This window comes from Pseudomonas sp. 05N432 (assembly GCF_056396945.1).
In genome coordinates, this window is record NZ_JBFTMM010000024.1 from 58,374 (window position 1) to 82,406 (window position 24,033).

Annotated in this window: 16 protein-coding genes; 10 read left to right on the forward strand and 6 right to left on the reverse strand. The window is 57.1% G+C overall.

Features of this window, described 5'->3' with window-relative positions; all coding sequences use genetic code 11:
- Nucleotides 1-22: 22 nt before the first annotated feature.
- Nucleotides 23-3,934 carry an ATP-dependent RNA helicase HrpA gene (gene hrpA, locus AC1DHT_RS26200; protein WP_427540631.1) on the reverse strand — a complete coding sequence of 1,304 codons (3,912 nt, stop codon included), beginning with the start codon at nucleotides 3,932-3,934 and terminating at the stop codon, nucleotides 23-25.
- Nucleotides 3,935-4,154: 220 nt separating this feature from the next.
- Nucleotides 4,155-5,876 carry a bifunctional isocitrate dehydrogenase kinase/phosphatase gene (gene aceK / locus AC1DHT_RS26205; RefSeq protein ID WP_427540628.1) on the reverse strand — a complete coding sequence of 574 codons (1,722 nt, stop codon included), beginning with the start codon at nucleotides 5,874-5,876 and terminating at the stop codon, nucleotides 4,155-4,157.
- Nucleotides 5,877-6,005: 129 nt separating this feature from the next.
- Here aceK and AC1DHT_RS26210 point away from each other — a divergent pair, with 129 nt between their 5' ends.
- The gene (locus tag AC1DHT_RS26210; protein ID WP_427540625.1) at nucleotides 6,006-6,914 is read left to right on the forward strand and encodes a DMT family transporter; all 909 of its coding nucleotides are present in this window, start codon (nucleotides 6,006-6,008) and stop codon (nucleotides 6,912-6,914) included.
- A 487-nt stretch (nucleotides 6,915-7,401) separates the two neighbouring features.
- Here AC1DHT_RS26210 and AC1DHT_RS26215 read toward each other — a convergent pair whose 3' ends face one another.
- Together AC1DHT_RS26215 and AC1DHT_RS26220 are read right to left on the reverse strand one after the other, a co-directional pair.
- Complete coding sequence (locus AC1DHT_RS26215) at nucleotides 7,402-7,833, reverse strand: ANTAR domain-containing protein (protein WP_427540622.1); 432 nt, start codon at nucleotides 7,831-7,833, stop codon at nucleotides 7,402-7,404.
- 212 nt (nucleotides 7,834-8,045) lie between these two features.
- Complete coding sequence (locus AC1DHT_RS26220; RefSeq protein WP_427540619.1) at nucleotides 8,046-8,423, reverse strand: type 1 fimbrial protein; 378 nt, start codon at nucleotides 8,421-8,423, stop codon at nucleotides 8,046-8,048.
- A gap of 259 nt (nucleotides 8,424-8,682) precedes the next feature.
- Here AC1DHT_RS26220 and AC1DHT_RS26225 point away from each other — a divergent pair, with 259 nt between their 5' ends.
- From AC1DHT_RS26225 to AC1DHT_RS26265, 9 genes are all read left to right on the forward strand, one after another.
- Nucleotides 8,683-9,420 carry a fimbrial biogenesis chaperone gene (locus tag AC1DHT_RS26225; RefSeq protein ID WP_427540616.1) on the forward strand — a complete coding sequence of 246 codons (738 nt, stop codon included), beginning with the start codon at nucleotides 8,683-8,685 and terminating at the stop codon, nucleotides 9,418-9,420.
- A 37-nt stretch (nucleotides 9,421-9,457) separates the two neighbouring features.
- Nucleotides 9,458-10,444, forward strand: coding sequence for a fimbrial protein (locus AC1DHT_RS26230; RefSeq protein ID WP_427540613.1), 987 nt, complete (start codon nucleotides 9,458-9,460; stop codon nucleotides 10,442-10,444).
- 69 nt (nucleotides 10,445-10,513) lie between these two features.
- Nucleotides 10,514-13,345, forward strand: a complete 2,832-nt coding sequence (locus AC1DHT_RS26235) for an ATP-binding protein (RefSeq protein WP_427540610.1) — start codon at nucleotides 10,514-10,516, stop codon at nucleotides 13,343-13,345.
- A complete protein-coding gene (gene pvrR / locus AC1DHT_RS26240; RefSeq protein ID WP_427540731.1) occupies nucleotides 13,332-14,525 on the forward strand; it encodes a response regulator cyclic di-GMP phosphodiesterase PvrR in 1,194 nt (397 codons plus the stop codon). The genes AC1DHT_RS26235 and pvrR overlap by 14 nt, the downstream gene beginning before the upstream one ends.
- 84 nt (nucleotides 14,526-14,609) lie before the next feature.
- Nucleotides 14,610-17,834 carry a hybrid sensor histidine kinase/response regulator gene (locus AC1DHT_RS26245; protein WP_427540608.1) on the forward strand — a complete coding sequence of 1,075 codons (3,225 nt, stop codon included), beginning with the start codon at nucleotides 14,610-14,612 and terminating at the stop codon, nucleotides 17,832-17,834.
- A gap of 72 nt (nucleotides 17,835-17,906) precedes the next feature.
- On the forward strand, nucleotides 17,907-18,554 hold the full coding sequence (locus AC1DHT_RS26250; RefSeq protein ID WP_427540605.1) for a response regulator: 648 nt from the start codon (nucleotides 17,907-17,909) through the stop codon (nucleotides 18,552-18,554).
- Between the two features lie 205 nt (nucleotides 18,555-18,759).
- Entirely contained in the window at nucleotides 18,760-19,353 is a 594-nt protein-coding gene (locus tag AC1DHT_RS26255; RefSeq protein WP_427540602.1) for a fimbrial protein, read from the forward strand.
- Between the two features lie 73 nt (nucleotides 19,354-19,426).
- Nucleotides 19,427-20,179: a fimbrial biogenesis chaperone gene (locus tag AC1DHT_RS26260; RefSeq protein ID WP_427540599.1), complete on the forward strand. Its 753-nt coding sequence runs from the start codon at nucleotides 19,427-19,429 to the stop codon at nucleotides 20,177-20,179.
- An 84-nt stretch (nucleotides 20,180-20,263) separates the two neighbouring features.
- Nucleotides 20,264-22,846, forward strand: a complete 2,583-nt coding sequence (locus AC1DHT_RS26265; protein ID WP_427540596.1) for a fimbria/pilus outer membrane usher protein — start codon at nucleotides 20,264-20,266, stop codon at nucleotides 22,844-22,846.
- Nucleotides 22,847-22,885: 39 nt separating this feature from the next.
- Here the strand turns inward: AC1DHT_RS26265 and AC1DHT_RS26270 are convergent, their stop codons facing one another.
- The gene (locus AC1DHT_RS26270) at nucleotides 22,886-23,749 is read right to left on the reverse strand and encodes a DMT family transporter (RefSeq protein WP_427540593.1); all 864 of its coding nucleotides are present in this window, start codon (nucleotides 23,747-23,749) and stop codon (nucleotides 22,886-22,888) included.
- A 96-nt stretch (nucleotides 23,750-23,845) separates the two neighbouring features.
- Nucleotides 23,846-24,010 carry a hypothetical protein gene (locus AC1DHT_RS26275; protein ID WP_167360482.1) on the reverse strand — a complete coding sequence of 55 codons (165 nt, stop codon included), beginning with the start codon at nucleotides 24,008-24,010 and terminating at the stop codon, nucleotides 23,846-23,848.
- Nucleotides 24,011-24,033: the final 23 nt, after the last annotated feature.

A 24,033-nucleotide genomic window follows, 5' to 3' on the forward strand; every position in this document is an offset into this window, starting at 1 on the left:
AGCAGGCTCGCTCCCACAGGGTTTACGGTTCGACTTGGGTCCATTGCTTGCTCAAACGCTTGTCGGAGATCGGCACCTTGGTCCCCAATTGCTGGGCGAACAGCGAAACCCGGTATTCCTCCAGCCACCAGCGATAGAGCTCAAGTTGCGGATCGCGCTTGCCTTCCTGCGCGTGTTTGTTGGCGCGGGTCTGGTATTGAGCCCAGAGACCGGACAACTCGCCGCTCCAGACCCGGTCCTTCTGCACCTGAGCGCCGAGTTTCTCGAAACGCTGCTCGACGGCTTTCAAGTAACGCGGCAGCTCCTTGAGCCACTGCATCGGGGTTTCACGGACAAAGCCCGGATACACCAGGTGACTGAGCTGCTGCTTGATGTCGTTCAGGGCCACCGCTTGCGCCAGGTCGATCTTGCCTTTGAAGCGCTTCTGCAAAGCGTGCCAGAGCTTGAGCGTTTCCAGCGTCAGTTTCGCCAGACGCTCGGCATGCTCGGTCCATGCACCGCGCTTGCGCTCGGCCAGCGAAGCCAAACCCGCGCCGTCACGCGGCAAGCTCGCTTCGCCGTCGAGAATGCAGCTGTCGAGGCTCGCCAGCAGGATGTCTTCCACCAGACTGTCGATACGCCCCAGCTCGCGGTACATCAGGCCCAGCTCGGTGAGCCCCGGCAGCTTCCCGCGCAAGAACTTCGCCGGCTCGGCCAGTTGCTGCATGAGCAACCGCTGCAACGCCCGACGATGCTGGAACTCGGCCTCGGCCGGGGTCGAAAAACGCCCTTCCTTAACGGTGCCCGCCTCTTCCACCAGCGCCGGGTAGACCGTCATCGACAGCCCGGCGATCTTCTGTTGGGTTTTCTCGGCCACCGCGGCGAAGACCTTGGCCTCCACCGGCTGTTGGCTTTTCGCCGTCTGTGGTACCGCCAAAGCCGCCTGGCTGGCCTCGGCGAAACGTGCGGTCAGCTCGGCCAGATCACGGCCTTCACCGAGAAACTTGCCCTGGCCATCGACGATTTCCAGGTTCATCCGCAGATGACTTTCAACCTGCTGCGCCGCTTCGGCCCAGGCCTCATCACTGACCCGCGCACCGGTCATGCGCAACAGTTCGCGACCCAATGCCTGCGGCAGGGAACCGTCGGCGAAGGTGATGCGCTGCAACGCCGCTTTGACAAAGTCCGGCACCGGCACGAAGTTCTTGCGCAAGGCCTTGGGCAGGTTACGCACCAGGGCGATGCTCTTGGCTTCGATCACCCCTGGCACCAGCCATTCCAGGCGCTCCGGCGGCAGCATCGGCAACAGCGGTGCCGGTACGCGCAAGGTCACGCCGTCGCGGGGATGGTTGGGCTCGAAGTGGTAACTCAACGGCAAGGTCAAATCGCCCAGGCGCAAGGTGTCCGGGTAATGCGCGGCGGTGACTTCGCTGGCTTCGCGAGCCAGCACGTCTTCTTCGCGCATGATCAGCAATTGCGGGTCTTTCTGGCTGTTGATCCGATACCAGCTGTCGAAGGTCGCGGTCTGATGGATCTCTGCCGGCAAGCGCGCGTCGTAGAAGGCAAACAGGGTTTCCTCGTCTGCCAGAATGTCGCGACGACGGGCCTTGGCCTCCAGTTCGTCGAGCTGTTCCAACAATTGCTCATTGGCAGACAGACACTTGGCTTTCGACTGAATCTCTCCGCGTACCAGCGCTTCGCGGATAAACAGTTCACGCGAGGTGACAGGATCGATCGGCCCGTAATGCACCGGCCGGCGACCGACCACGATCAACCCGAACAGGGTGATTTGCTCGTAGGCCACGACCTGTCCGCGCTTCTTTTCCCAATGCGGTTCGAAGTGGTTCTTCTTGATCAGGTGCCCGGCCAGCGGCTCGATCCAGTCCGGCTCGATCTTCGCCACCATGCGCGCATAAAGCTTGGTGGTTTCCACCAGTTCGGCAGTCATCAGCCATTGCGGGCGCTTCTTGCCCAGCCCCGACGACGGGTGAATCCAGAAGCGCCGCTGACGCGCCCCCAGGTAATCGCCGTCCTCGGTTTTCTGGCCGATCTGGCTGAGCAACCCGGACAGCACCGCTTTGTGCAGTTTCGGGTAGTCAGCCGGCTCTTTGTTCAGGCTCAACTGCATGTCGCGGCAGATCAGGCTCAACTGACGATGGGAGTCGCGCCACTCGCGCAGGCGCAGGTAATTCAGGAAATTCTTGCGGCACCAATTGCGCAGCGGGCTGGCGGTCAGGGCCTGGCGTTGCTCTTCAAAGCCACGCCACAGATTGACCAGCCCGGCGAAATCCGAGTCCACGTCTTTCCATTGTGCGTGGGCCTGATCGGCGGCCTGCTGACGTTCCGGTGGACGCTCGCGCGGGTCCTGGATCGACATCGCACTGGCAACGATCAGCACTTCCTGCAAGCTGCCGAGTTTCGCCGCTTCGAGCAACATCCGGCCCATGCGCGGGTCCACCGGCAGCCGCGCCAGTTGCCGCCCCAGTGGGGTCAGCTGGCTGTTGCGGTCGACTGCCGAGAGTTCTTGCAGCAGGTTGAAACCGTCGCTGATGGCCTTGCCATCCGGCGGCTCGATAAACGGGAAATCGGTGATTTCCCCGAGGCGCAGATGGAGCATCTGCAGAATCACCGCCGCGAGGTTGGTGCGGAGAATTTCCGGGTCGGTAAATTCCGGCCGACCGATGAAATCTTCTTCGCTGTACAGACGGATGCAAATGCCCGGCTCGACCCGTCCGCAACGGCCTTTACGCTGGTTGGCGCTGGCCTGGGAAATCGCCTCGATCGGCAAGCGCTGGACCTTGGCCCGGTAGCTGTAACGGCTGATGCGCGCGGTACCGCTGTCGATCACGTAACGAATGCCCGGCACGGTCAGCGAGGTTTCCGCGACGTTGGTCGCCAGCACCACGCGACGGCCCGGGTGGGACTGGAAAATCCGCTGCTGCTCGGCCGGCGACAGCCGTGCGTACAACGGCAGGATTTCGGTGTGTTTGAGCTGGGCCTTGCGCAGCATGTCCGCGGCGTCACGAATCTCGCGCTCGCCGGGCAGGAACACCAGCACGTCGCCGGGACTGCGGCGTTCGCTGCGTTCGTATGCGGCAATTTCGTCGAGGGTGGCGAGGATCGCCTGATCCACGGTCAGGTCGTCTTCGACCCGGTTGCCCTCTTCGTCCTGTTCCAGCGTCAGCGGCCGATACCAGGTGTCCACCGGGAAAGTACGGCCCGAGACTTCAACAATCGGCGCATCGTCGAAATGCTTGGAGAAGCGCTCGAGATCGATGGTCGCCGAGGTGATGATGACTTTCAGGTCCGGGCGACGCGGCAGCAGGGTTTTCAGGTAACCGAGCAGGAAGTCGATGTTCAGGCTGCGTTCGTGGGCTTCGTCGACGATGATCGTGTCGTAGCGTTCGAGGTAGCGGTCGTTCTGGGTTTCCGCCAGCAGGATGCCGTCGGTCATCAGTTTGATCAGGGTATTGGCATCACTCTGATCCTCGAACCGCACCTGATAGCCGACCAAGGCACCGAGCGGCGTCGCCAGCTCTTCGGCGACCCGGCTCGCGACGCTGCGCGCAGCAATTCGACGCGGCTGGGTGTGACCGATCAGACCGTGCTGGCCGCGACCGATTTCCAGGCAGATCTTCGGCAGTTGGGTGGTTTTACCCGAGCCGGTTTCGCCGGCGATGATCAGCACCTGATGCTTGAGCAGCGCCTCCTTGATTTCGTCGCGCTTGGCGGCGATCGGCAGGCTGTCGTCGTAACGAATCAGCGGCAGGCTGGCACGTCGCGCCACCACCTGGTCGCAAGACGCTTGCATGCGCGTCACCCACAAGGCCAGCTTGGCGTCGTCGGGTTTCTTGCGCAGCTCGAGCAACTGCCGCCGCAGCCGGTGGCGGTCGGCAAGCATGGCGTGATCGAGGTTTTTCAGCAGTTTGTCGATTGAAGGCGATTCGTCAGTCATCAGGTACGCAAAGGTCGTCTAGTGGCGCAGGGGGCGGATTGTCGCAGATTTAACGAGCAAACGAGATCCTTGTAGCAGCTGGCGAAGCCTGCGTTCGGCTGCGAAGCAGTCGTAAAACCTGCTTCCCGGGTATTCCTGATGGACCGCGAGCACCGGTTTTGCGAGGACTTCGTCCTCGGACGCAGGCTTCGCCAGCTGCTACAGGGTTGCGCGGAGCCGGTTATTCGTTATCGAGGCCTTTGCGCCGATACGGAAACACATCGATCACCTTGCCGGCGCGAATTGCCGCTTGCAGGCCTTTCCAGTAATCGGCGTTGTACAACTCGCCATGCAGTTGATCGAACAATCGGCGCTGCGCGGAATCGGCGAACAGGAACGGTGGGAACTCTTCGGGAAACACGTCCAGCGGCCCGATCGAATACCACGGCTCGGAGGCCATTTCGTCTTCCGGGGTGCGCGGTTGCGGGATGTGGCGGAAGTTGGCTTCGGTGAGAAAGCAGATCTCGTCGTAGTCATAAAACACCACGCGCCCGTGCCGGGTGACGCCGAAGTTCTTCAGCAGCATGTCACCGGGAAAAATGTTCGCCGCCGCCAGTTGCTTGATCGCCAGGCCGTAATCTTCCAGCGCTTCGCGCACCTGCGCGTCGTTGGCGTTTTCCAGGTAGAGGTTCAGCGGGGTCATGCGCCGCTCGGTCCAGCAGTGGCGAATCAACACCGTGTCGCCTTCCACTTCGACCGTCGACGCGGCGACTTCCAGCAGCTCGGCCAGGCACGCCGGGTCAAATTTGCTCAACGGAAAACGGAAGTCAGCGAACTCCTGGGTATCGGCCATGCGCCCGACCCGGTCGACGCTTTTCACCAAGCGATACTTCTCGATCACCGTGGCGCGGTCGACGTTTTTCGACGGCGAGAAACGGTCCTTGATGATTTTGAACACGGTGTTGAACCCCGGCAGGGTAAACACGCTCATGACCATGCCGCGCACGCCCGGGGCCATGATGAACTGGTCATCGGTGTTGGCCAGGTGGTTGATCAACGCCCGGTAGAACTCCGACTTGCCGTGTTTGTAGAAACCGATCGAGGTGTACAGCTCGGCGATGTGCTTGCCCGGCAGGATGCGTTTGAGAAAACCGATGAACTCCGCCGGCACCGGCACATCGACCATGAAGTACGAGCGGGTGAACGAGAAAATGATCGACACTTCGGCTTCATCGGTGATCAACGCGTCGATCTGAATCCCTCGGCCTTCGCGGTGCAGAAACGGAATCACCAGTGGCCATTGCTCGTCCGCGGTATAGATGCGCCCTACCAGGTAGGCGCCCTTGTTGCGGTAGAGCACCGAGGAAAACAGCTCGACGCTCAGTTCCGGGTCCTTGCAGACCCAATCGGGCAAACTCTCGCGCAGTTGCGCTTCGAGTCGGCGCAGATCGCGGTCGAGGTCAGCGTAGTCTTCGCTGAAGCGGTAATCGGCAAAAATGCTCGCGAGCATGCCGGACAACTGACCATGCGGCTTATAGATCCGGGTCTGCGCAGCCCGGGCCCGATGCAAGCTGGGTCGGGTGGTGTGGATGAACATGCAGCCATCGCTGATCAGGTCATGACTGAACAGCCCGCAGAAAATCGAGTTGTACCAGGTCTCGGACAATTCATCGTCGAAACGCAGGTCGATCAGGCTGATATAGGCGCTTTTGACCAGCGGCCAGCAGGTGACGTCCATCAGCACATCGTCCGCGAACGACTGATGCAAGCACCCCACCGTTTCACCGACCTTTTCTTCATAGAGGTTGATCCGCGCTGCCGACGCGATCTGCGTTTCCTGCCACTGCGCCTTTTCGAAGCGCGCCCGGGCACCGTCAGTGATCTGGCGGAAATGCTCGCGGTAATCGTCGAAGCCGTCGAGGATCATCTGGGCGATTTCGGCGGCGGGCCATGGCTGCGGCATGTGAAGACCTCTGCGGGATGGTTCTTGTCGTTGGGGCTGAGCTTAGAGGTCAATTGTTACGCAACGCAACCATTGCCTTGGCACCTTGAGGCAGCGACACTTGCGCCCTGATAAAGGAAGGAACGAGCTGTGAACCCCGTCGATATTCTGCGTATGTTGTCACTTGCTGCCATTTGGGGGGCGAGCTTTCTGTTCATGCGCATCATCGCCCCAGTGATTGGCACAATCCCCACTGCTTTTTTCCGCGTATCGATCGCCGCCACCGGGTTGCTGGTGATTCTGGCGCTGATGCGAATCAACTGGGATTTCCGTGGCAAGTTCAAAACCGTGCTGCTGCTCGGGGTGATCAACTCCGGTCTTCCAGCGACCCTGTACTCGGTGGCCGCTCAAGTGCTGCCGGCTGGCTACTCGGCGATTTTCAACGCCACCACCCCGCTGATGGGCGTGCTGATCGGCGGCCTGTTCTTCAGCGAAAGACTCACCCTGTCAAAAATTGCCGGCGTTGCCCTCGGGTTGTTTGGCGTCGCCGTCCTGACCCGCGCAGGTCCGGTGGCCTTCGATATGGAATTGCTGATGGGCGCACTCGCCTGCCTGCTGGCAACCACCTGCTACGGTTTCGCCGGGTTCCTGGCGCGACGCTGGCTCGACCATCAAGGCGGCCTCGACAGCCGTCTCTCGGCATTGGGCAGCATGCTCGGCGCAACGCTGTTCGTGTTGCCGTTGTTCGGCTACAGCGTCATCACTCAGCCGCCTGTTAGCTGGGGCGGCTGGAATGTCTGGTTGTCGCTGCTGGGCTTGGGCCTGGGTTGCACGGCGTTTGCCTACATCCTGTATTTCCGCCTGCTCAGTTCGATCGGCCCGGTCAAGTCGATGACCGTAACCTTCATGATCCCGCCGTTCGGCGTGTTGTGGGGCGCGTTGTTTCTCGATGAACCACTGTCGATGGCGCACCTGTATGGCGGGCTGTTGATTGCAGGGGCGTTATGGCTGGTGTTGAAGCCTGCGGCGGTGAAGGTGCCCGAACTGGTGGAGCAATAACCATTAGGCAGCGGCGCATCGACACTCTCAATATACCACCCGGGCTGCCTTGCTCCGACATAAAGGTCTCATGTATCGGGTTGGGTTGGGTCGAATCGGGCGGATCGAAAGACGTCAACCCGCCCTACCGAATCAAATTACCGGTGACGCATTTGTGCGAACTGGTAGCTTGGCTGCTTCCAGTGAACTCGGCGTCCGAGTTGTAGGTGAGTAGAAGCTGATCGTAGAGACCTGCCGGAGAGTAAACCGCCACAACCGCACTCAGCTGATTGCGGCCGGTGGCGTCGATAGGAGTTGTCTGCGGTCAATAGGCCAAAGACACGGCGTACGTCTCGCGAATGCCGTATGACGATATTGCTCTCACCCTAGGCCTAGCCCAAGATCAGGTCGAAACCGCTGAGACATGAGGCGATTCTTAATTGCTACGGGTGCATCACGATAAAAGGGACTTTGGGTATTACCGGCCAACGACCGTGTATCGAGAACCTCAAATCGCCGTCAATAGCCCGGAAGTTCTCTCCAATGAAGAGTTGCGAGACGCTGGATCAACCACATCCATGCAGCGTTTGAGGGAGTCGAAATCTGGCGTCTTGGACAAGCAAACCTGTATGGCCTGACTCACAGATACCGACACCATCGAGCATTCCGTGCGCCACCCCTCATAGATAAGCGCATGGCGAATTCGAGGGTTTTCATGGCAGTACTTCAACAAATTGAATTCCGTTGAGAGCACCAGGGCGGTGTTAATAATCAACAAATCAAAAGGATGACCTTGAGTGCGGGTCACCGACTGCACCTCTTGAAATGAACTCAAGGGAGCAATTCGGCAGTAGCCCAGTTGATTGAGCATTTTTTCTATTTTTATTCGCTGAAAATGCTGCCCGTCAGCGATCAGTATGCGTAGCGCCTTGTTTGACATGCGGTAAACCTGACAGGTTGGCCCCGTGAGCGCTTATCAACACCTTCGACTCACTGAAGAGCAACCAAGGCTACCTTTCACCACTAAAAATGAATCTAAGACAATTCTGAAACAGCCGTCCTCCTTCCTCGGTTTAGGACAGGAGGAACGTGGAGCAGTTAACGACTCGGCCTAAAACTGAAACAAGCTCGAATACACTCTAAAACACGCGCTTATGGAGAGGTCAACGTAATCAGGTAAGCGCCCGAATTCACCGGGTTGCCTGAGCCATCCACCAGCGCGTATTGCTGACTGTAATAACGGCCCTCCTTACCGCTGTCAGCGACCAGTTTCACGCCCACATTGGAATGATCGAGTGCACTGACCGAGCGAACCGGCTCAACACTGCGCACACTGATGACACTGCCTCGTGCCAGCGCTGGGCAGTCGTCCAGTTTCAACCCTCCCACCTGGGCAGAAGACGCGCACGATGACTCGACAATGCTGCCGTGAAATGAAATGACACCCTGCGCCACCGGGGTCGCCGCGAAACACATTCCGGTCAGGCTGAAAAACAGTCCCATACCGACAGAGAAAAACTTCCCGTTCATGCTGACACTCCTGATGTAAAGGCTTACGTCTTGAGTATTGACCAGGATCGGTTTTTTTTAAGGATTGTCTGATGGTTTCAGACCTGCTTTGCCAGGCAGGTCTCAGATAGGAAGAAATGCCCCCCTGATACCGGACTGCAAGTCAGGATTGACGACGCCCCTGCTTTTAAGAAATGCCTGAGAGCGGTTCCACTCACCCCACTCTTATTATGGGGCCGATATCACGCCTCAAACTCTCTCAGGGAAACACCATCCGTTAATGTTCAAAGACAATCGATTACTGACTTCTCGGCCTTACCTGACAACGCGCCTGGGCAGGGTGCTACTGCTGCTCCTGCTTTGGGTCGTCACACAGGCACAGGCCTCGCTCAAGATTGAAGGCACACGCTTGATCTACTTCGGCAAGGATAAAGAGGCCAGCATCAGCGTCATTAACCAGACCGCTCAGGATACGGTGCTGCAAAGCTGGATTAGCCATGAGGACGACAGCGACACCAGCGCTCTACCTTTCGCCATCGTCCAACCGCTAGTGCAATTGCACAGCCAGGAGCGCCACCTGCTGCGAATTTTTTATGTCGGTGAAGGCCTGCCCGACGATCGCGAGTCGCAGCTTTGGCTGAACATCATGGAAATCCCCCTCAAGCCGGAAAACCCGGACAGCGTGCAGTTTGCAATCCGTCAGCGCTTGAAACTCTTTTATCGCCCTCCCGACCTTCAAGGCTCCGCGTCCGAAGCCGTGCAAAAACTGATCTGGAAAAAGCCGGACGGGCAACGAATTGAAATAAGAAATCCGAGTCAGTTTCACCTTTCCCTGGTTGATGTAGGAATCGGCTCGGGCAGCCATACACAGAAGCTTTCCGAGTATGTATTTCTGAAACCCGGAGAAGACCGGCTTATCGAAACGCCAACAATCGCTATCAGCGCTGACACAAAAATAACCTTTACCGAAATCACCGACATTGGTTTGCAAACTCGCCATAGCGCAAACCTTCAGTAATGCATCACGCGTGCCCTCACCGCAGGATATTCATTCCATGTCACCCGCTAAAAAGCTTCTACTGACCTCACTGCTTGCCTTCGCTGCCAGCCCCGCCACCAGTTTCGCGCTGTCCTGCAAAGAAGATGAGACTGAATCTGCCAGCATCAAGGAAGCATTGGGAACAGCACTTGCCGTCCCCGCCGACGCTCCAGACGGAACGATTATCTGGGAGTCAGCCTCCAAGTCAATCAATGTCATATGCGCCGATGACTATGAAAGAGGTCCTGAAGAGATCTACTTCCACATTAATCCGGCAAACGTAAGTATCGGTAATGGTATTCGTATAGGTATACGTTACAATTCTGCGCCTATCACCCAGAGCAACGGTAAAGTCAGCACCGACATATCCTCCCACCTCGGCTGCAACTGGGCCAACTGCACAGGCTGGAACAAAGCAAAATTCCCCCTGAGCTTCAGTGTTTTCATCGAAAAATACGGCCCTACCCCATCTTCGGGACAAGCCAGTACACTCACTGAATACCGGGTCTTTCAATTGGACGGCGCGGGCGACCTCAATCCAAAGCCCAACACTAACCTCAACTATGTCGTGACGGGAATAAACAACATTCGCTTCGTACCTTGTACCCCGGAGCTGACGATTACCCCCAGTGTGGTCAATTTCCGCCGCGCCCTTTCCGGCACAGCACAAATCGGACAGGTCGCCAGCACCGCCAATTTCAGTCTGAGCCTGCTCAGAAGCTGCGATACGCCCTATACGGTCAACGCCCGATTCGCCACCACCCCCGGTGGGGGGAGCGTGATCAGCAACTTGCTGGTTCCGCCCAATAACAGTTCCGTTGGCATTTCATTGGTACGCCAGGAAACCAACGAAAAGATCCCGTTCAACACTTGGTTCAAGCTGGCTGCACTGACCGAGGCCGGTCAGATAAGAAATGACTTCAGAGCCGACTTGATCTGGCGTACCGCACCTGTACCCGGAACCTTTGAGGCCGCCGTGATCGTCGATATGTTTTACAAATAGCTAACGTCCAGCCAGGCGTTTAAGAATCGTCTGATGCCCATCCGACAGGTCGCTCTTTAGAGTCGACGGATGAGATTAAAAAGTTACCTGCTCCAGATCAGCCCGGTGTTATCAAGCCCCAAAGCAGCCAGAAGGCTGCTTCGTCTTTTTGCACTCGTTTTATTGATCGGCATTCTGAGCGGCGTTTACAACTTTCTGCTGTTCACCTTCAACAATGATATTTCCCAACGTCGCGGCTACATGAGCAGTGCGATTGCCGAGGCGTACACCTTCTTCACCAATCGCGAAGCCTTGCTCGAAAGCCTCAGTCTGTCGGCAGTGCGCAAATCCAAACAGGCCAAACCAATCGTTTACCTACCCTCCACTGAAGAAGTTCATCTGCAACTGGGTAATACTCCCGGCAATCTGTGGAGTATCTGGCTGACCCAGCGCATGCGCGACTACATGAAAGGCAAACAGGTCAATCTGCTTTACGTGAACACCGGCCCGAATGCGCAAGTAACACGTCTCTATGACTCAACATCGGTGGTGCCCAACTTTTCGTCCAGCATGCTGAGTCAGTTGGACGTGCTAAAGGACAGTGACACATCGACCCTCGACGAACTGTGGCTCACTGATCAGTCTGAGCAACGCTCGCATCTGTATATATTCATTCGTCTGGATGACCGTGATTCAGATTCCGGCTGGCTGGGCCTGGAGATGGACAGCCGAGAAGTCTCTACGGCCCTGAACGATCAGAGCGCGGGCGAGTTTATGATGCTCAACTCCCAGGGCATGCTGGTATTTACCAACAGTCACACCGCGCAATTGAGCCAGATGCTGCTCAAACCCCAAGGTGACAATTTTTTCGGGTTTGTCGGCAGTGGTCTGGTGCCGGACCACCTGGTGATCCGCAAGCAGCTGAAGTCGTCAGACTGGCAACTGGTGTATTCGATCGACCTGCTGGCGGTGGTGTCCGGATTGTGGCTGCAACTGTTGGGCTCGCTGGTGTTCTGTCTGTTCAGCGTGACGCTGATCCTGTTGCTGATGCGGCGTGTCGAATGTCGCTTCATTACGCCTGCGATCAACCGCATTCAGGCGTTGATCGAGAGCGAGGCATTCAGCCGTGATGTGATCCAGACGGCTCCCGTGGCTCTATGCGTACTGCGCCGTACCGATGGTCAAGTGGTACTGGAAAATACCCTGGCCCAGCAATGGCTGGGTAACGGTCTGGAACGCGAGCTGTTGTGTGCCGGCTGGATCAGCCAGGCATTCGACACCGAACAGCCCACCCGCTCCGATTACTTTGAAACCGTCGAAGGTCGGCACCTGTACCTCAGTAGCGCGCCAACCCGCTACAAGGGTGAGGACGTGCTGTTTTGCGCCTTCAGCGATATCAGCGCACGCAAACAGGTGGAAGCAGCGCTGGAGGAAGCCCGGCACTCGGCCGATGCAGCCAACGAGGCAAAAACCCTGTTCCTGGCCACCATGAGCCATGAAATTCGTACGCCGCTCTATGGCGTGCTGGGCACCCTGGAGTTATTGGCCCGGACTCAACTCGATGCGCAGCAAAAAGACTATTTGCACGCCATAGAAGGTTCCTCCGCGACCCTGCTCCAATTGATTTGTGATGTGCTCGATGTCTCAAAAATCGAAGCCGGGCAACTTGCACTGGAATTGAGCGAGTTCTCCCCTTTGGATCTGGTTCACGAAGTCATTCAGGGTTATGCCGCAGCCGCCATGGGCAAAGGACTGCAACTTTACGCCTGCTTCGATCCGCAACTGCCCGAACGGCTGATCGGCGACGTCACCCGGATCCGGCAAATCCTCAATAACTTGCTCAGTAACGCGGTGAAGTTCACGGACTGCGGTCGGGTTGTATTGCGCGTCAAGTTGCTGAACCGCGATGGCGAACGTTCGAGTCTGTTGTGGCAAGTGTCCGATACAGGCAACGGTATTGCTCAGGAAGACCAGAGCTTCATTTTCGAGCCGTTCTATCAAACCGAAGGTAATACCAATGTTGTTGCCGGAACCGGGCTGGGGTTGCCCATTTGCCAACGTCTGACTCAACTGATGAACGGCCATATTCGCATGGTCAGCGAACTCGGACTGGGCAGCAGCTTCACGCTGACCCTGCCGCTCGAAGAAGCCTCGGCCACCGTCGAGACGAGCACCATGAGCAGCCTGTTGCCAGAGACTATTTATGTGGTCTCGCCGATTCGCGAACTCGCGGAATCCATCAGCGGCTGGTTGCGCCGCTGGGGTGCCCGGGCACAGATCGTCCGCCCGTCCCAGGCGGACGCCGCCGGCGGCGACCTGTTGCTCGAACTGCATCCAGGCACTGTCGAGCAACCGCTGGTACCCGACTGGTCGGGTCAGTTGATTATTGTCAGTGGTAACGGTTGCAGTGAACCGCAAATCGAAGCGGGTAGCTGGCACGTCAACCTTAACCATTTGAGCGCCATTCACCAGGCGGTTAGCCAGGCACAGGGACTCTGGGTCGCCAGAGTCGATGAATATGCACACAAACGCGAGCTGAAGAAGCTCAACCTGCACATCCTGGTGGCCGAAGACAACATCATCAATCAGTTGATTCTCAGGGATCAGCTTGAGGAACTTGGCTGCACCGTGGAGATGGCTTGCGATGGGCACGAAGCACTGCTGCTCTGGAAAGCCGGGGACTTCGATGTGGTCCTGACTGACGTGAACATGCCCAAAGTCAACGGCTATGAGTTAGCCAAAGAACTGCGCCGTCAGGGCTGCTCGCTCCCGATCATCGGAGCAACGGCCAATGCCATGCGCGGAGAAGCAGAACTGTGTCTTGCAGCCGGAATGACCCATTGCCTGGTCAAACCCTTTGCGTTGCGGGCCCTATTCAATTACCTGGCGCCTTATGAAGGGACCTCCCATGAAGCCCTATAACATTTTGATCGTTGAGGACCACCCCTTTCAGCACATGTATCTGCTGCATTTGTTCAGTGAACTGGGTGAGTTCAATTTCGAAACCGCACAGGATGGTAAAGAGGCGCTGGAACGCTTGCAGCGGTGCGATTTCGACCTAGTGCTGACGGACCTGTTGATGCCGGGTATGGACGGCGTTCAATTTATCCAGAGCTTGGCAGGTCTGCACTACAAACCCGCCCTGGCGATCATGAGTGCCGCATCCAGGCGCATGCTGACGGCCGCCAGTCTAGTAGCGAAAAATCTCGGAATGGAAGTGATCGGACTGATTTCCAAGCCCGTCTCTTCAGCCTCACTGCGCAGCCTGACGGAACAACTCGAGGGCAAAAACCGCAGCGCTTCACAGGCCATTCCTGCGCCCCTGGAGTTTGACCGGCATTCGATTATCCGGGCGATGAGCGACGGACAGTTTCAGGCCTGGTTTCAGCCCAAGAAGTCTCTGGCCAACGGCCGCATCGTCTCCGCCGAAGCGTTGGTGCGCTGGATGCACCCGGAGCAAGGCGTCATGCTTCCTGGCTCGTTCCTGCCCGCGCTCAAAGCGTTCGGACTGGAGGAACGTTTGTTATGGCTGGTATTGAAGCAGGTCATTTATGCCCAGGCGCGATGGCGCCAGCAGGGTTATGACATTCCCGTGTCGATCAACTTGCCGACGCACCTGCTTAACAGCCATGACCTGGCGGACCGTCTGCTGGAATTTGTCCTGCACCACCAAGGCATACCGGGAAAGATCTGTTTCGAACTGATGGAGTGCTCCATCCCGCAGGACGTCAGCAACTTCTACGCGGGTGCCTGCCGTCTGCGCATCAAGGGTTTCGGCCTATCGCAAGACGATTTCGGCAAGGGCTACAGCTCTTACGTGAACCTGATTTCGACCCCCTTTACCGAGCTCAAAATCGATCGGGCGCTGGTCCAGGGTTGCCATGAAAACGAAGGAATGACCTCAGCCTTGACCAGCATTGTCGCGCTGGGTCGCAAACTGGGTCTGACAGTGGTGGCCGAAGGAGTGGAAACGCCACAGGAGCTTGCGCTGCTGCGCAAAATCGATTGCACGCAGGTTCAGGGGTTTCTGATTTCCCATGCAGTATCGTCGGACCAGTTCCAGCAGTTGCTGACCAATGATGGTCCGGCGACATTTTATTAATTTTCTGGCCTGACCGACGCTCATCAAACATCAGAGGTACTATCCATCCTGCACCGACTCTTCACTATCCTGCGGATATCCTTAATGAAACACGACAACGCCCTCCTGGAGAAACTCACCCGCAGTTCATTGCGACTGAACAAAGGGTTGGTGGTGTTGCTCGGAGTGGCATTGTTGCTGATCGGAACCAGCTATTGGTCATGTCAACGTCTGATCGAGGAGCAGTACGACGAGGTCCGCTTTCACTTTTCGCGTTTGATGGGAAACATTCGTGAGCAAGAAACCTTTTTGAAGACCTTGTCTCAATACAGCGTTCAGGACGAACTGCTCAATAACGAAAACACCCTGGAGCATCTGCATAAAGCACAGCCGCAAGAAGGCATTTATCAAGAGCAAGAGTTTTCGTTCTCGATGCCTTTCAGCATCAAAGTCAATCAACAGAAAATCGCCAGCAGCGAGCATCCAAAGGTTTTCACGCTGGGTGCACACCTGAGCACCTTCTACAGCACTTTCTGGTCCGTCTCGCACTTCCAGTCGCCGCAGATCTTCCTGTTCAATATTAAGGAAACTATCGATATCGCCGTTCCGGCTGCCGGACACTTGCGTGGCAGTACGGCGAACTTCGACCAGACCTTCGCCAGGGTGATAAAGACGGTCCTGGGGCACTTGAACCAAAACAGTCAGTCTTTGGCCGATGGCGCGGTCCACTGGAGACATTACGATCAAACCACCGACAGTTCGACACCGGTCCGCTTAATGGCCTACATTGATATTCCGTTAAAACCTGAACAACTACACATCAGTGGCGCCGACTCCCGAGTGTTCGTCGCAACGCTGCTGGACATGTCCCAGGTAAACGATGTCGAACGCACCATGGAATGGTCAATCTATGACCACTTCACCTTGGTCGCGCCATCAGGTGAGGTACTGACCGGTTCGCTCAGACCGCAATCGCCCTTGAATGAAGGGCTTAACTTCAAACATGACGGCCTGGTCTTCAAAATCACCAACAACATCGGCCCCCAGTGGACCGCCATCTATGCGATCAGCTTCAAGAGCTTTTTCCGCTATGCGCTATGGCCGCTGACCAGCCTGGCAATACTGCTGACAAGCGTCATCATCATGGGTTGGCTCGCCAGCCGCTGGTACAAGAAGCAAGTCATTCTCCCCGCCCGACGCGCCCATGAAAGCATCGCGGAAAGCGAGGCATTCAGCCGGGTGGTGATCGATACCGCGCCAACGGGGCTGTGCGTGGTGCGCCGTTCGGATGACAAGATCCTGATGGAAAACCAGCGCGCCCAGCAATGGCAGGGAACAGCCAAGCTGATGACGGTTCTTGACCCGCACCATAACAGCACCGACGTCGGTGAGACTTACCTGGAAGTTGAAGGCCGCCACCTGCAAGTCGGTTTCGTTTCGACCCGCTATCAGGGTCAGGATGTACGACTTTATGCTTTCAATGATGTCACCCGGCACATAGAGGATGCCGCCGCGCTGGAAGCAGCGAGACGAGCTGCCGATGCCGCCAATGAAGCCAAGACGTTGTTCCTGGCCACCATGAGTCATGAAATCCGCACGCCGCTGTACGGGGTACTGGGCACCCTCGAATTGCTCGGAATGACTCGCCTCGACTCGCGTCAGCAAGAATACCTGCAAACCATTCAGCGCTCGTCAGCCACCCTGTTTCAACTAATCAGTGATGTGCTGGACGTCTCGAAAATCGAATCTGGGCAAATGGCGATTGAATCCATCGAGTTCTGCCCCCTGGACATGCTCGAAGACACGTTGCGCACGTATGCCGCGTTCGCCCTGAGCAAGGGTCTGCAACTCTATGCATGCATCGATCCTGCGCTGCCAAACCGGCTGCTGGGGGACCCGATGCGGATCCGCCAGATCCTCAACAATCTGTTGAGTAACGCCATCAAGTTCACTGACACCGGGCGTGTTGTACTGCGGGCCCGAGTATTGGAGCGCTGTGACAATCAGGTCAGCCTGGAGTGGCAGGTCACCGACTCCGGTATTGGTCTCTCCGAGCCGCAACAGGCCAAGCTGTTCGAACTGTTCTATCAGGTCCGGGATGCGTCCTGCGAAGGCGGCGCGGGTTTGGGGCTGCCGATTTGCAGGTGGTTAAGCGAGATGATGGGCGGCCACATAAAAGTGGTCAGCGAACCAGGTCTGGGCAGCAGCTTCGCTCTGCAGATGAGCTTGCCGGTACTGACCGGTGAACTCCCGGACTGCAGGGTAATCGAGCCCTGCCCATCACCGGTGTATGTCCAGGCCCCGGTCCGCGAGTTGGCACAGACACTGTGCGACTGGCTTGATCGCCTGGGGATTCATGCCACGCTGGCAACGTCGCCGCTGGAACAGAAACACCCAAAAGCGGTGCTGGTGGACGTTTTACCCTCTGATCCAGAGCAGCCCTGGGATGGCCCGCGTGTTCGTTGTACGTCAGGCGGACGTAACCCGCCTGAGTACACCAATAATGGCTGGGAAGTCGATATGCATGACGTGCGAGCCATTGCTTTGGCGGTCTCGCTGGCACAGCAAGGCAAACGCGAACAGCCCCGGCAAGCTGAACAACAAAGAGCCGGCAACCTCCATTTGCACATTCTGGTGGCAGAGGACAACCCGATCAACCAGGCGATCATCAAGGAACAACTCGAGGCGCTCGGTTGCTCCGTCGTCGTAGCCGCCAATGGCGAACAAGCCATGCACCTGTGGCGACCTGAAGTCTTCGACGTGGTGCTGACAGACGTCAACATGCCACTCATGAACGGTTATGAATTGGCCAAAACACTTCGGGAGCATGATCCCCAATTGCCAATCATTGGTGTGACCGCCAACGCCATGCGTGAGGAAGGCATGCGTTGCATCGCCGTCGGAATGAATGCCTGGATCGTCAAACCCCTGAGCCTGCAAACCCTGCGAGCCCACCTGGTCAAACTCTGCAAGCCGGCCCTGCAAGCGGTGCCGACTCGCGTCGAGTCTGAAACCATCACCGCCCGCTCCCGGACACCGGACACCGATACCGTTCAACTCTCCCCCAAAATGCGACCGTTGTTCATCAGCACCCTGCAGCAAGACATACAACGGATCAAGACCGCACTCGAACAAAACGACTGCAGAGTCCTCGGTGAAAGGCTACACAGCATCGCCGGCGCCCTGGGTGCCGTGCAAGCCATCGGCCTGGCTCAGGAATGTGTTGATCTGGAGTGTTCGCTCGCGGGCGCAATCCTCGACACTTCCCTTGCACTGAAGGTGAAGCAGATACTGGGCAGGCTTTCGAATGTTCTGGACGCTCTTGAGTAATAACAGCGGCCCATTGCGTGCAATCATATGGAAATACCCCAATCATCTACACCGGCATTACGGGCGGCCTTTATGGAAAAACTCAAAGTCATCATCGCGGACGATCACCCGATTGTGCTTCTTGGAGTACGCGAACTGATCGAGCGCGACGCGCGTTATTGCGTTGTCGGTGAGGCCGTCTGCTCACAGGGCCTGATCGAATTACTTGAGCAACAACCCGTGGACATTGTCATCACCGACTACAACATGCCCGCAGACTCGCCTTATGGTGACGGGCTCAAGTTGGTCGACTATCTGAAGCGACATTTTCCACACGTGCGGATTCTGATACTGACCATGGTCTCCAACCCTCTGATCCTCGCCCGCCTTCACGAACTGGGGGTGGTCGGGGTGATTCAGAAGAGCCAGTTGCACACTGAAATCCAGCTCGCGCTCAAAGCTATTGCCCAACAGGGTATTTATCGCAGCCTGGAACCGGCGAAAACCTCCGTCGTGGAATCCTCCACGGCCCTTGATGATCGATTCACCACCTTGTCGCCCAAGGAGTTCGAGATACTGCGCCTATTTATCTCCGGCAAGAGTGTGAGTGATATAGCCCGCAGTCAGAACAGAAGTTCAAAAACCATTAGTGCACAAAAAATTTCGGCAATGCGAAAACTTGAAGTCAATAGCGATCAGGACTTGTTGGCCTACTGCCTGGAACGCGGTCTCTTCAACTAAAAAAGCTGATAAAATCGGTCGCGATGCCATTAGCCATAATGGCTTTGCACACACTAAAGCCTTTCCCGCCACGATCTTCTACATCAACAACCTGACCCCATTAGTATTTATAAGAATCGTCTGATTTCCTCGAACAGCCTCGTTCTCTATCGTGTACTGGCATTTCGATGTAGTCCTTTCCCCATCAATACTAATGGACATCACCATGAAGAAGTTTTCCCTGGCCCTTATTGCCATGTCAGTTATCGCGGCCTCTGGCAGCGCTTTTGCCGCAGATCCTCCTACCCAGGGCGGCAGCGGCAAGATTACGTTCACGGGTGTCATCAACAACGACGCCTGCTCCGTTGACGGCGCCAACGCCGACCGCGTGATCTCCGTGAATATGGGCGCGGTGTCCATCAAGGACATGGGGACTGCCGAAAGCCCCGCTTCGGGGCGTGTAACTGCAAAAGACTTCAACCTGAACGTCAACTGCAACCTGGGCACCAAAGTGGCCATGATCTTTGACGCGAACAGCGGTGGTTCAGGCCTGGTCACCGGCAAGAAAGTCCTTGCGCTGACCAAAGGCACCGGCACTGCCGCCAACGTCGGCATCGCCCTGCTCGATAGCAACGGCGCATTGATCGACCTGAGCTCCAAAACTACCGCCAAGATCCAGAGCGGCATGCACGGTACAGGCACGGCCGGTGGGGATACCACGCTGAACTTCTCCGCCGCCTACGTCACTACCGGCGCTGCCGGCACCTCCACCGCCGGTCGCGGTGACGCAACACTGCCGTTCATCCTGCAATACGAATAAGCCGTAGAGCCAGACCGAATATGCGCGAGGCTTCCCAGCCTCGCCATTCACATAGAAACAAACGGTAAACACTATGTTGCGTCGTTCAATTCCCGCTTGCCTGGGTCTACTGGGCTTGCTCATGGCTGCCCAAGCCATGGGCAGTATTTCACTGAGTGCCACCCGTATTGTCTTTGATGGCCAACACAAGGAAGCCAATGTCACTGTACGTAATGGCAATCAAGATGTATTGATTCAATCCTGGGTCGACAGTGGCGACTCGAAGCCAGGTGCCACGCCTTTTGCTGTCTCACCTCCCCTGACCCGGATATTCGCCAAGGAACAGCAACTGCTGCGCGTTCTGTATGAAGGCGCCGGCATGCCGACGGACAAAGAGTCCGTAGTATGGCTCAACGTCCAGGAAATACCGCAGGCCGCCCTCGCCGAAAATACTTTGCAGTTGGCTGTGCGCCAGCGCATCAAAATATTCTTCCGCCCTGCCGGCCTGCCCGGAGATGCTCTGCTGGCACCCTCCGAACTTCAATGGCAACTCGCTCAGCACTCTGGGAAAACCGTTTTAAGCGTCAAAAACCCTAGCCTGTATCACGTTTCCATGGCAGATATAAAACTTCAAGGTTCACAACAAGTTGAACTGGCAGCCGACTCGACAATGATTGCGCCCGGAGAAGAAAAAGAGTTTGTCATTAGAAAGTTCTCAACAGACAGCACAGCACGCCTGACGTTCTCCAGTATTAATGACTATGGCGCACAAAACCAATACGCGGCAAAGCTCGCGAACGGCAGTTCAAACAGTGCCAACAGCACAGAGACATCGCCTACGCCATAACTGCCTACTTAACCCCGGCATGCTTTGAGTATGCTTCTACTCGCTCCGCCCTGTAGTTATTCGCGGATGACATAGGTTCTTTGCATGTCTTTTTTTTCTGGCAACAGGCCCAATCATTGTGCAAAAAAATGCGCGCGGACGTTACGTCATACAACAACTTTTAGTTCGCTGAAGTTAAATGCCTTATCGCTGGCCGTTTTTGCAGGTTTGCCTTCTTTGGCACTTGCAACACAAGCACCAGCAGACACTGCCGAACAACCGCAAGTGGAAGCGTTCAACACCACGTTCCTGCAAGGTTCGCCATCAGCGGTGGACCTGCAACTGCTGCTGTCTGCCAACGGCGTGCTGCCGGGCAACTATCGGGTCGACCTTTACAGCAATGAAGTATTGGTGGGCCGGCGAGATATCGATTTCAACCGCAATCCGCAAACAGGTCGCGTCGAGCCGTGCCTGACCTTTGACCTGCTTAAACAACTGGGTGTCGACATCGCCAGGCTGCAAGCCCGGGACAAGCTCGACCCGGACATCCCGCAAAGCTGCTATGACCTACCGTCACTGATCGATCAGGCCACCCTGCATTATGACTCAAACCACCTGCGACTGGCTGCCAGCGTACCGCAAGTGGCGATGCAACGCGGCATGCGCGGCTATGTCGATCCTGCGCTGTGGGATGATGGCGTACCGGCAGCCTTTATCAACTATCAGTTCAACAGCAGCCGCAGTGCCGGTGACTTCGATACGCGTATCGCCAATAACCTGGGTCTGCGCAACGGCATTAACCTGGGCGCCTGGCGCCTGCGCAACGAGTCCAACTTGAGCAGCGGCACCGGCCGCCCAAAAACGTTCAAGAGCAACCGCAGCTATCTGCAACATGACGTAACTGCGCTCAAGGGGCAATTCAGTGCCGGTGACATTTTCTCCGATACCGATTTGTTCGACAGCGTGCGCTATCGCGGCTTGAAACTGGCTTCCGATGAGGGCATGCGCGCCGATAGCGAACGCGGTTATGCACCAATCATTCGGGGAGTGGCGCAAACCAACGCCACCGTGGAGATTCGTCAGAACGACTACATCCTGTACACCACCAGCGTGCCGCCAGGACCGTTCGAAATCAGCGATATCTATCCCAGCGGTTCCAACGGTGATTTACAGATCACTATCATCGAGGCCGACGGACGCCGTCGGGTGACCCAGCAGGCGTTCTCCAGCCTGCCGATCATGGTGCGTGAAGATCAGGTGAAATACAGCATCTCTGCCGGTCAATACAGTAGCAACACCGACGGCATGGCGACACCGCAATTTATCAGCAGCACCCTGGCCTACGGCCTGACCAGCAACCTGACCGGTATCGTCGGCGTACAAGCCAGTGACAACTACAAGGCCCTGTCGTTGGGGGCGGGCAAGAACACCTCACTAGGCGCCGTCTCTTTCGACGTTACCCACTCATCCAGCCGTGCCCTGGGGCAAATAACTCAGGGTAATAGTGTGCGTGCGTTGTATGCGAAAACCTTTACCGGCACAGACACCAACTTCACCCTGGCCGCTTATCGGTACTCAACCGAGGGCTATAGAACCCTGCCCGACCATGTGGAAGACCTGAGTGAGGGAGCGCGCAAGCGTACCGGCAACTCGAAAACCCGCACCGACCTGACAATCAACCAGAGCATGGGACGCAACCGGGAATTCGGCAGCCTCTACGTCAATGCCAGTGACCAACGTTACTGGAACCGCGGCGGCTCTCAGAGCTTTTCGGCCGGCTATAGCAACAACTGGGGTGATGTCAGCTACAATCTTGGCGTGACGCGCACTAAGGACCTTGGGACGTGGGGACCTTCAAGCAGCGACACCCAGCTCAACCTATCCGTCTCTTTCCCGCTGGGTAGTCAACCTCGTGCACCACGGGCGTTCGTCACCACCAGCACTCAGAAAGGCAGCAGCGACACTCAAGCGGGTATCAATGGTTACCTGTCCGATACCAGCGATACGTTCTATTCGGTTCAAGGTGGCAACAGCAGCACCAGCGGCAATTCAGCGTCAGCCAATATCAACAGTCGTACGTCGGTGGCAGACATCAGCCTGGGGTACAGCCAGGGACGTGGTTATGACTCGCAAAACCTCAACGTTGCCGGCTCCGTAGTGGCCCACGCGGGCGGAGTGAACCTGGGACAGACTGTCAGTGAAACCTTTGCGCTGGCCGAGGTACCGGGAATCCTGGGAGCAAAAATCAGCAGCTACAGTGGCGTTGAGACTGGGCGTAACGGCTACGCGGTCATCCCCAACGCGCAACCTTATAGGGTGAACTGGATCAGTCTGGATACCCGCGATCTGGGTGGAGATATCGAAATCGACAACGCGACCCAACAGCTGGTGCCGCGCCGGGGAGCGGTGGTGGTAGCACGATACACCGGCAAGACCGGTCGACGGGTGCAGTTCGAGCTGTTTGATGCACAAAACAAGGCCATTCCGTTTGGCGCCGCGCTGGAAGACGCCGCCGGTAAACAACTGGCCATTTCTGACCCGAGCGGTAAAGCCCTGGCGCTGGTGGAAGAAGAATCAGCCACCCTCACCATCAAATGGGATGGCAAACACTGCCTGGCGCCCTATGCATTGCCCGAGCGCAACAAAGCCCTGAACTATGAGCGCGTGCGCCTGCAATGCCAGCCATGAAAAACGCGGCCTTCGCCAATCACGAAGGCCGCGTCAGCATCAGCGGCTTTTACGGAACACAAACACCAGGCCGACGATGATCAACAGCATGCCAAGCATGCTCAACATCGCCAGTCTGTTGCCGAAAATCAGGTAGTCCATCACTGCCGTCACCGCCGGCACCAGGTAGAACAAACTGGTGACATTCACCAGATTGCCTCGGGCGATCAGGCGATACAGCAGCAAGGTCGCCAGCAACGATACCACCAGGCCCATCCACAACACGGGCACGATGAACCCCGTGCTGTGCTCGAAGTGGAATGGCTGGAACGGCACGAAAACTCCGCACAACAGCAGCCCGGCCAGGTATTGCACCGGCAGTGTGCCGAGGGGATTGTCGGTGATGCGCTTCTGCATGATCGAGCCTGCGGTCATGCTGACCAGCGCCAGCAAACCAAAGAGCATTCCGGCCAGCGACATGCCGGCCAGGCCGATGCCCTGATAGACCACCATGATCAACCCCGCCAGCCCGAGCATCAGGCCGAACATCCGGCTCCTGGAGCGTTGGCGCTCAATCAGCACCACGGTGAGGATCGGTTGAACCCCCATGATCGTGGCCATGACCCCGGGCGTAACCTTCAGGTCCAGCGCCAGCAGATAGAAAATCTGATAGGCGCCCAGCAATACCAGGCCGGTGGCCGCGGCATACAGCATCGGCTTGCCGCGCCGGGGCAGTTTGAGCTTGAGCAACGGGATCAACAGCACCAGCCCACAGAGGGCAATGGCAAAGCGGATCAACAGAAAGGCAAAGGGTGAGGCGTGAGCCAGCCCCCATTTGGAGAAAATCGCCCCGCTACTCCAGAGCAGAACGAACAGGCTCGTGGACGCCGCCGCGAGCGCGGTCTTTTTTGAAATGAGCAACATGAAAACCACCTGTCATCAGGCAAGAAGCCAACTCAGCCGAAGCTGAAATTCAGTCGTTGTGTTCAGGCGGGCGCAGGGAACAGCAGAAGCCGCTGATCAGCCCGAGAAGCCAACACCTGGCGGTGAAACCACCGCGCACACCGGCGTGCGACTGACAGGAGGGGGATAGTGACTGATCTGCGCAGGCTGCACATTCCCGCACGGCACGACGCCAGCGTTGACCGCTGAATCGACTACCGCGTTGATGAGGGATGCAGGCATGGGCTGATCTTTTTCGAGGGAGA

Bases quoted from the DNA above. Each gene is read 5' to 3' on its own strand.
- hrpA (WP_427540631.1), bottom strand. From the start codon at position 3,934: ATGACTGACGAATCGCCTTCAATCGACAAACTGCTGAAAAACCTCGAT.
- aceK (WP_427540628.1), bottom strand. From the start codon at position 5,876: ATGCCGCAGCCATGGCCCGCCGCCGAAATCGCCCAGATGATCCTCGAC.
- AC1DHT_RS26215 (WP_427540622.1), bottom strand. From the start codon at position 7,833: ATGTCAAACAAGGCGCTACGCATACTGATCGCTGACGGGCAGCATTTT.
- AC1DHT_RS26220 (WP_427540619.1), bottom strand. From the start codon at position 8,423: ATGAACGGGAAGTTTTTCTCTGTCGGTATGGGACTGTTTTTCAGCCTG.
- AC1DHT_RS26225 (WP_427540616.1), top strand. From the start codon at position 8,683: ATGTTCAAAGACAATCGATTACTGACTTCTCGGCCTTACCTGACAACG.
- AC1DHT_RS26230 (WP_427540613.1), top strand. From the start codon at position 9,458: ATGTCACCCGCTAAAAAGCTTCTACTGACCTCACTGCTTGCCTTCGCT.
- AC1DHT_RS26235 (WP_427540610.1), top strand. From the start codon at position 10,514: ATGAGATTAAAAAGTTACCTGCTCCAGATCAGCCCGGTGTTATCAAGC.
- pvrR (WP_427540731.1), top strand. From the start codon at position 13,332: ATGAAGCCCTATAACATTTTGATCGTTGAGGACCACCCCTTTCAGCAC.
- AC1DHT_RS26245 (WP_427540608.1), top strand. From the start codon at position 14,610: ATGAAACACGACAACGCCCTCCTGGAGAAACTCACCCGCAGTTCATTG.
- AC1DHT_RS26250 (WP_427540605.1), top strand. From the start codon at position 17,907: ATGGAAAAACTCAAAGTCATCATCGCGGACGATCACCCGATTGTGCTT.
- AC1DHT_RS26255 (WP_427540602.1), top strand. From the start codon at position 18,760: ATGAAGAAGTTTTCCCTGGCCCTTATTGCCATGTCAGTTATCGCGGCC.
- AC1DHT_RS26260 (WP_427540599.1), top strand. From the start codon at position 19,427: ATGTTGCGTCGTTCAATTCCCGCTTGCCTGGGTCTACTGGGCTTGCTC.
- AC1DHT_RS26265 (WP_427540596.1), top strand. From the start codon at position 20,264: ATGTCTTTTTTTTCTGGCAACAGGCCCAATCATTGTGCAAAAAAATGC.
- AC1DHT_RS26270 (WP_427540593.1), bottom strand. From the start codon at position 23,749: ATGTTGCTCATTTCAAAAAAGACCGCGCTCGCGGCGGCGTCCACGAGC.
- AC1DHT_RS26275 (WP_167360482.1), bottom strand. From the start codon at position 24,010: ATGCCTGCATCCCTCATCAACGCGGTAGTCGATTCAGCGGTCAACGCT.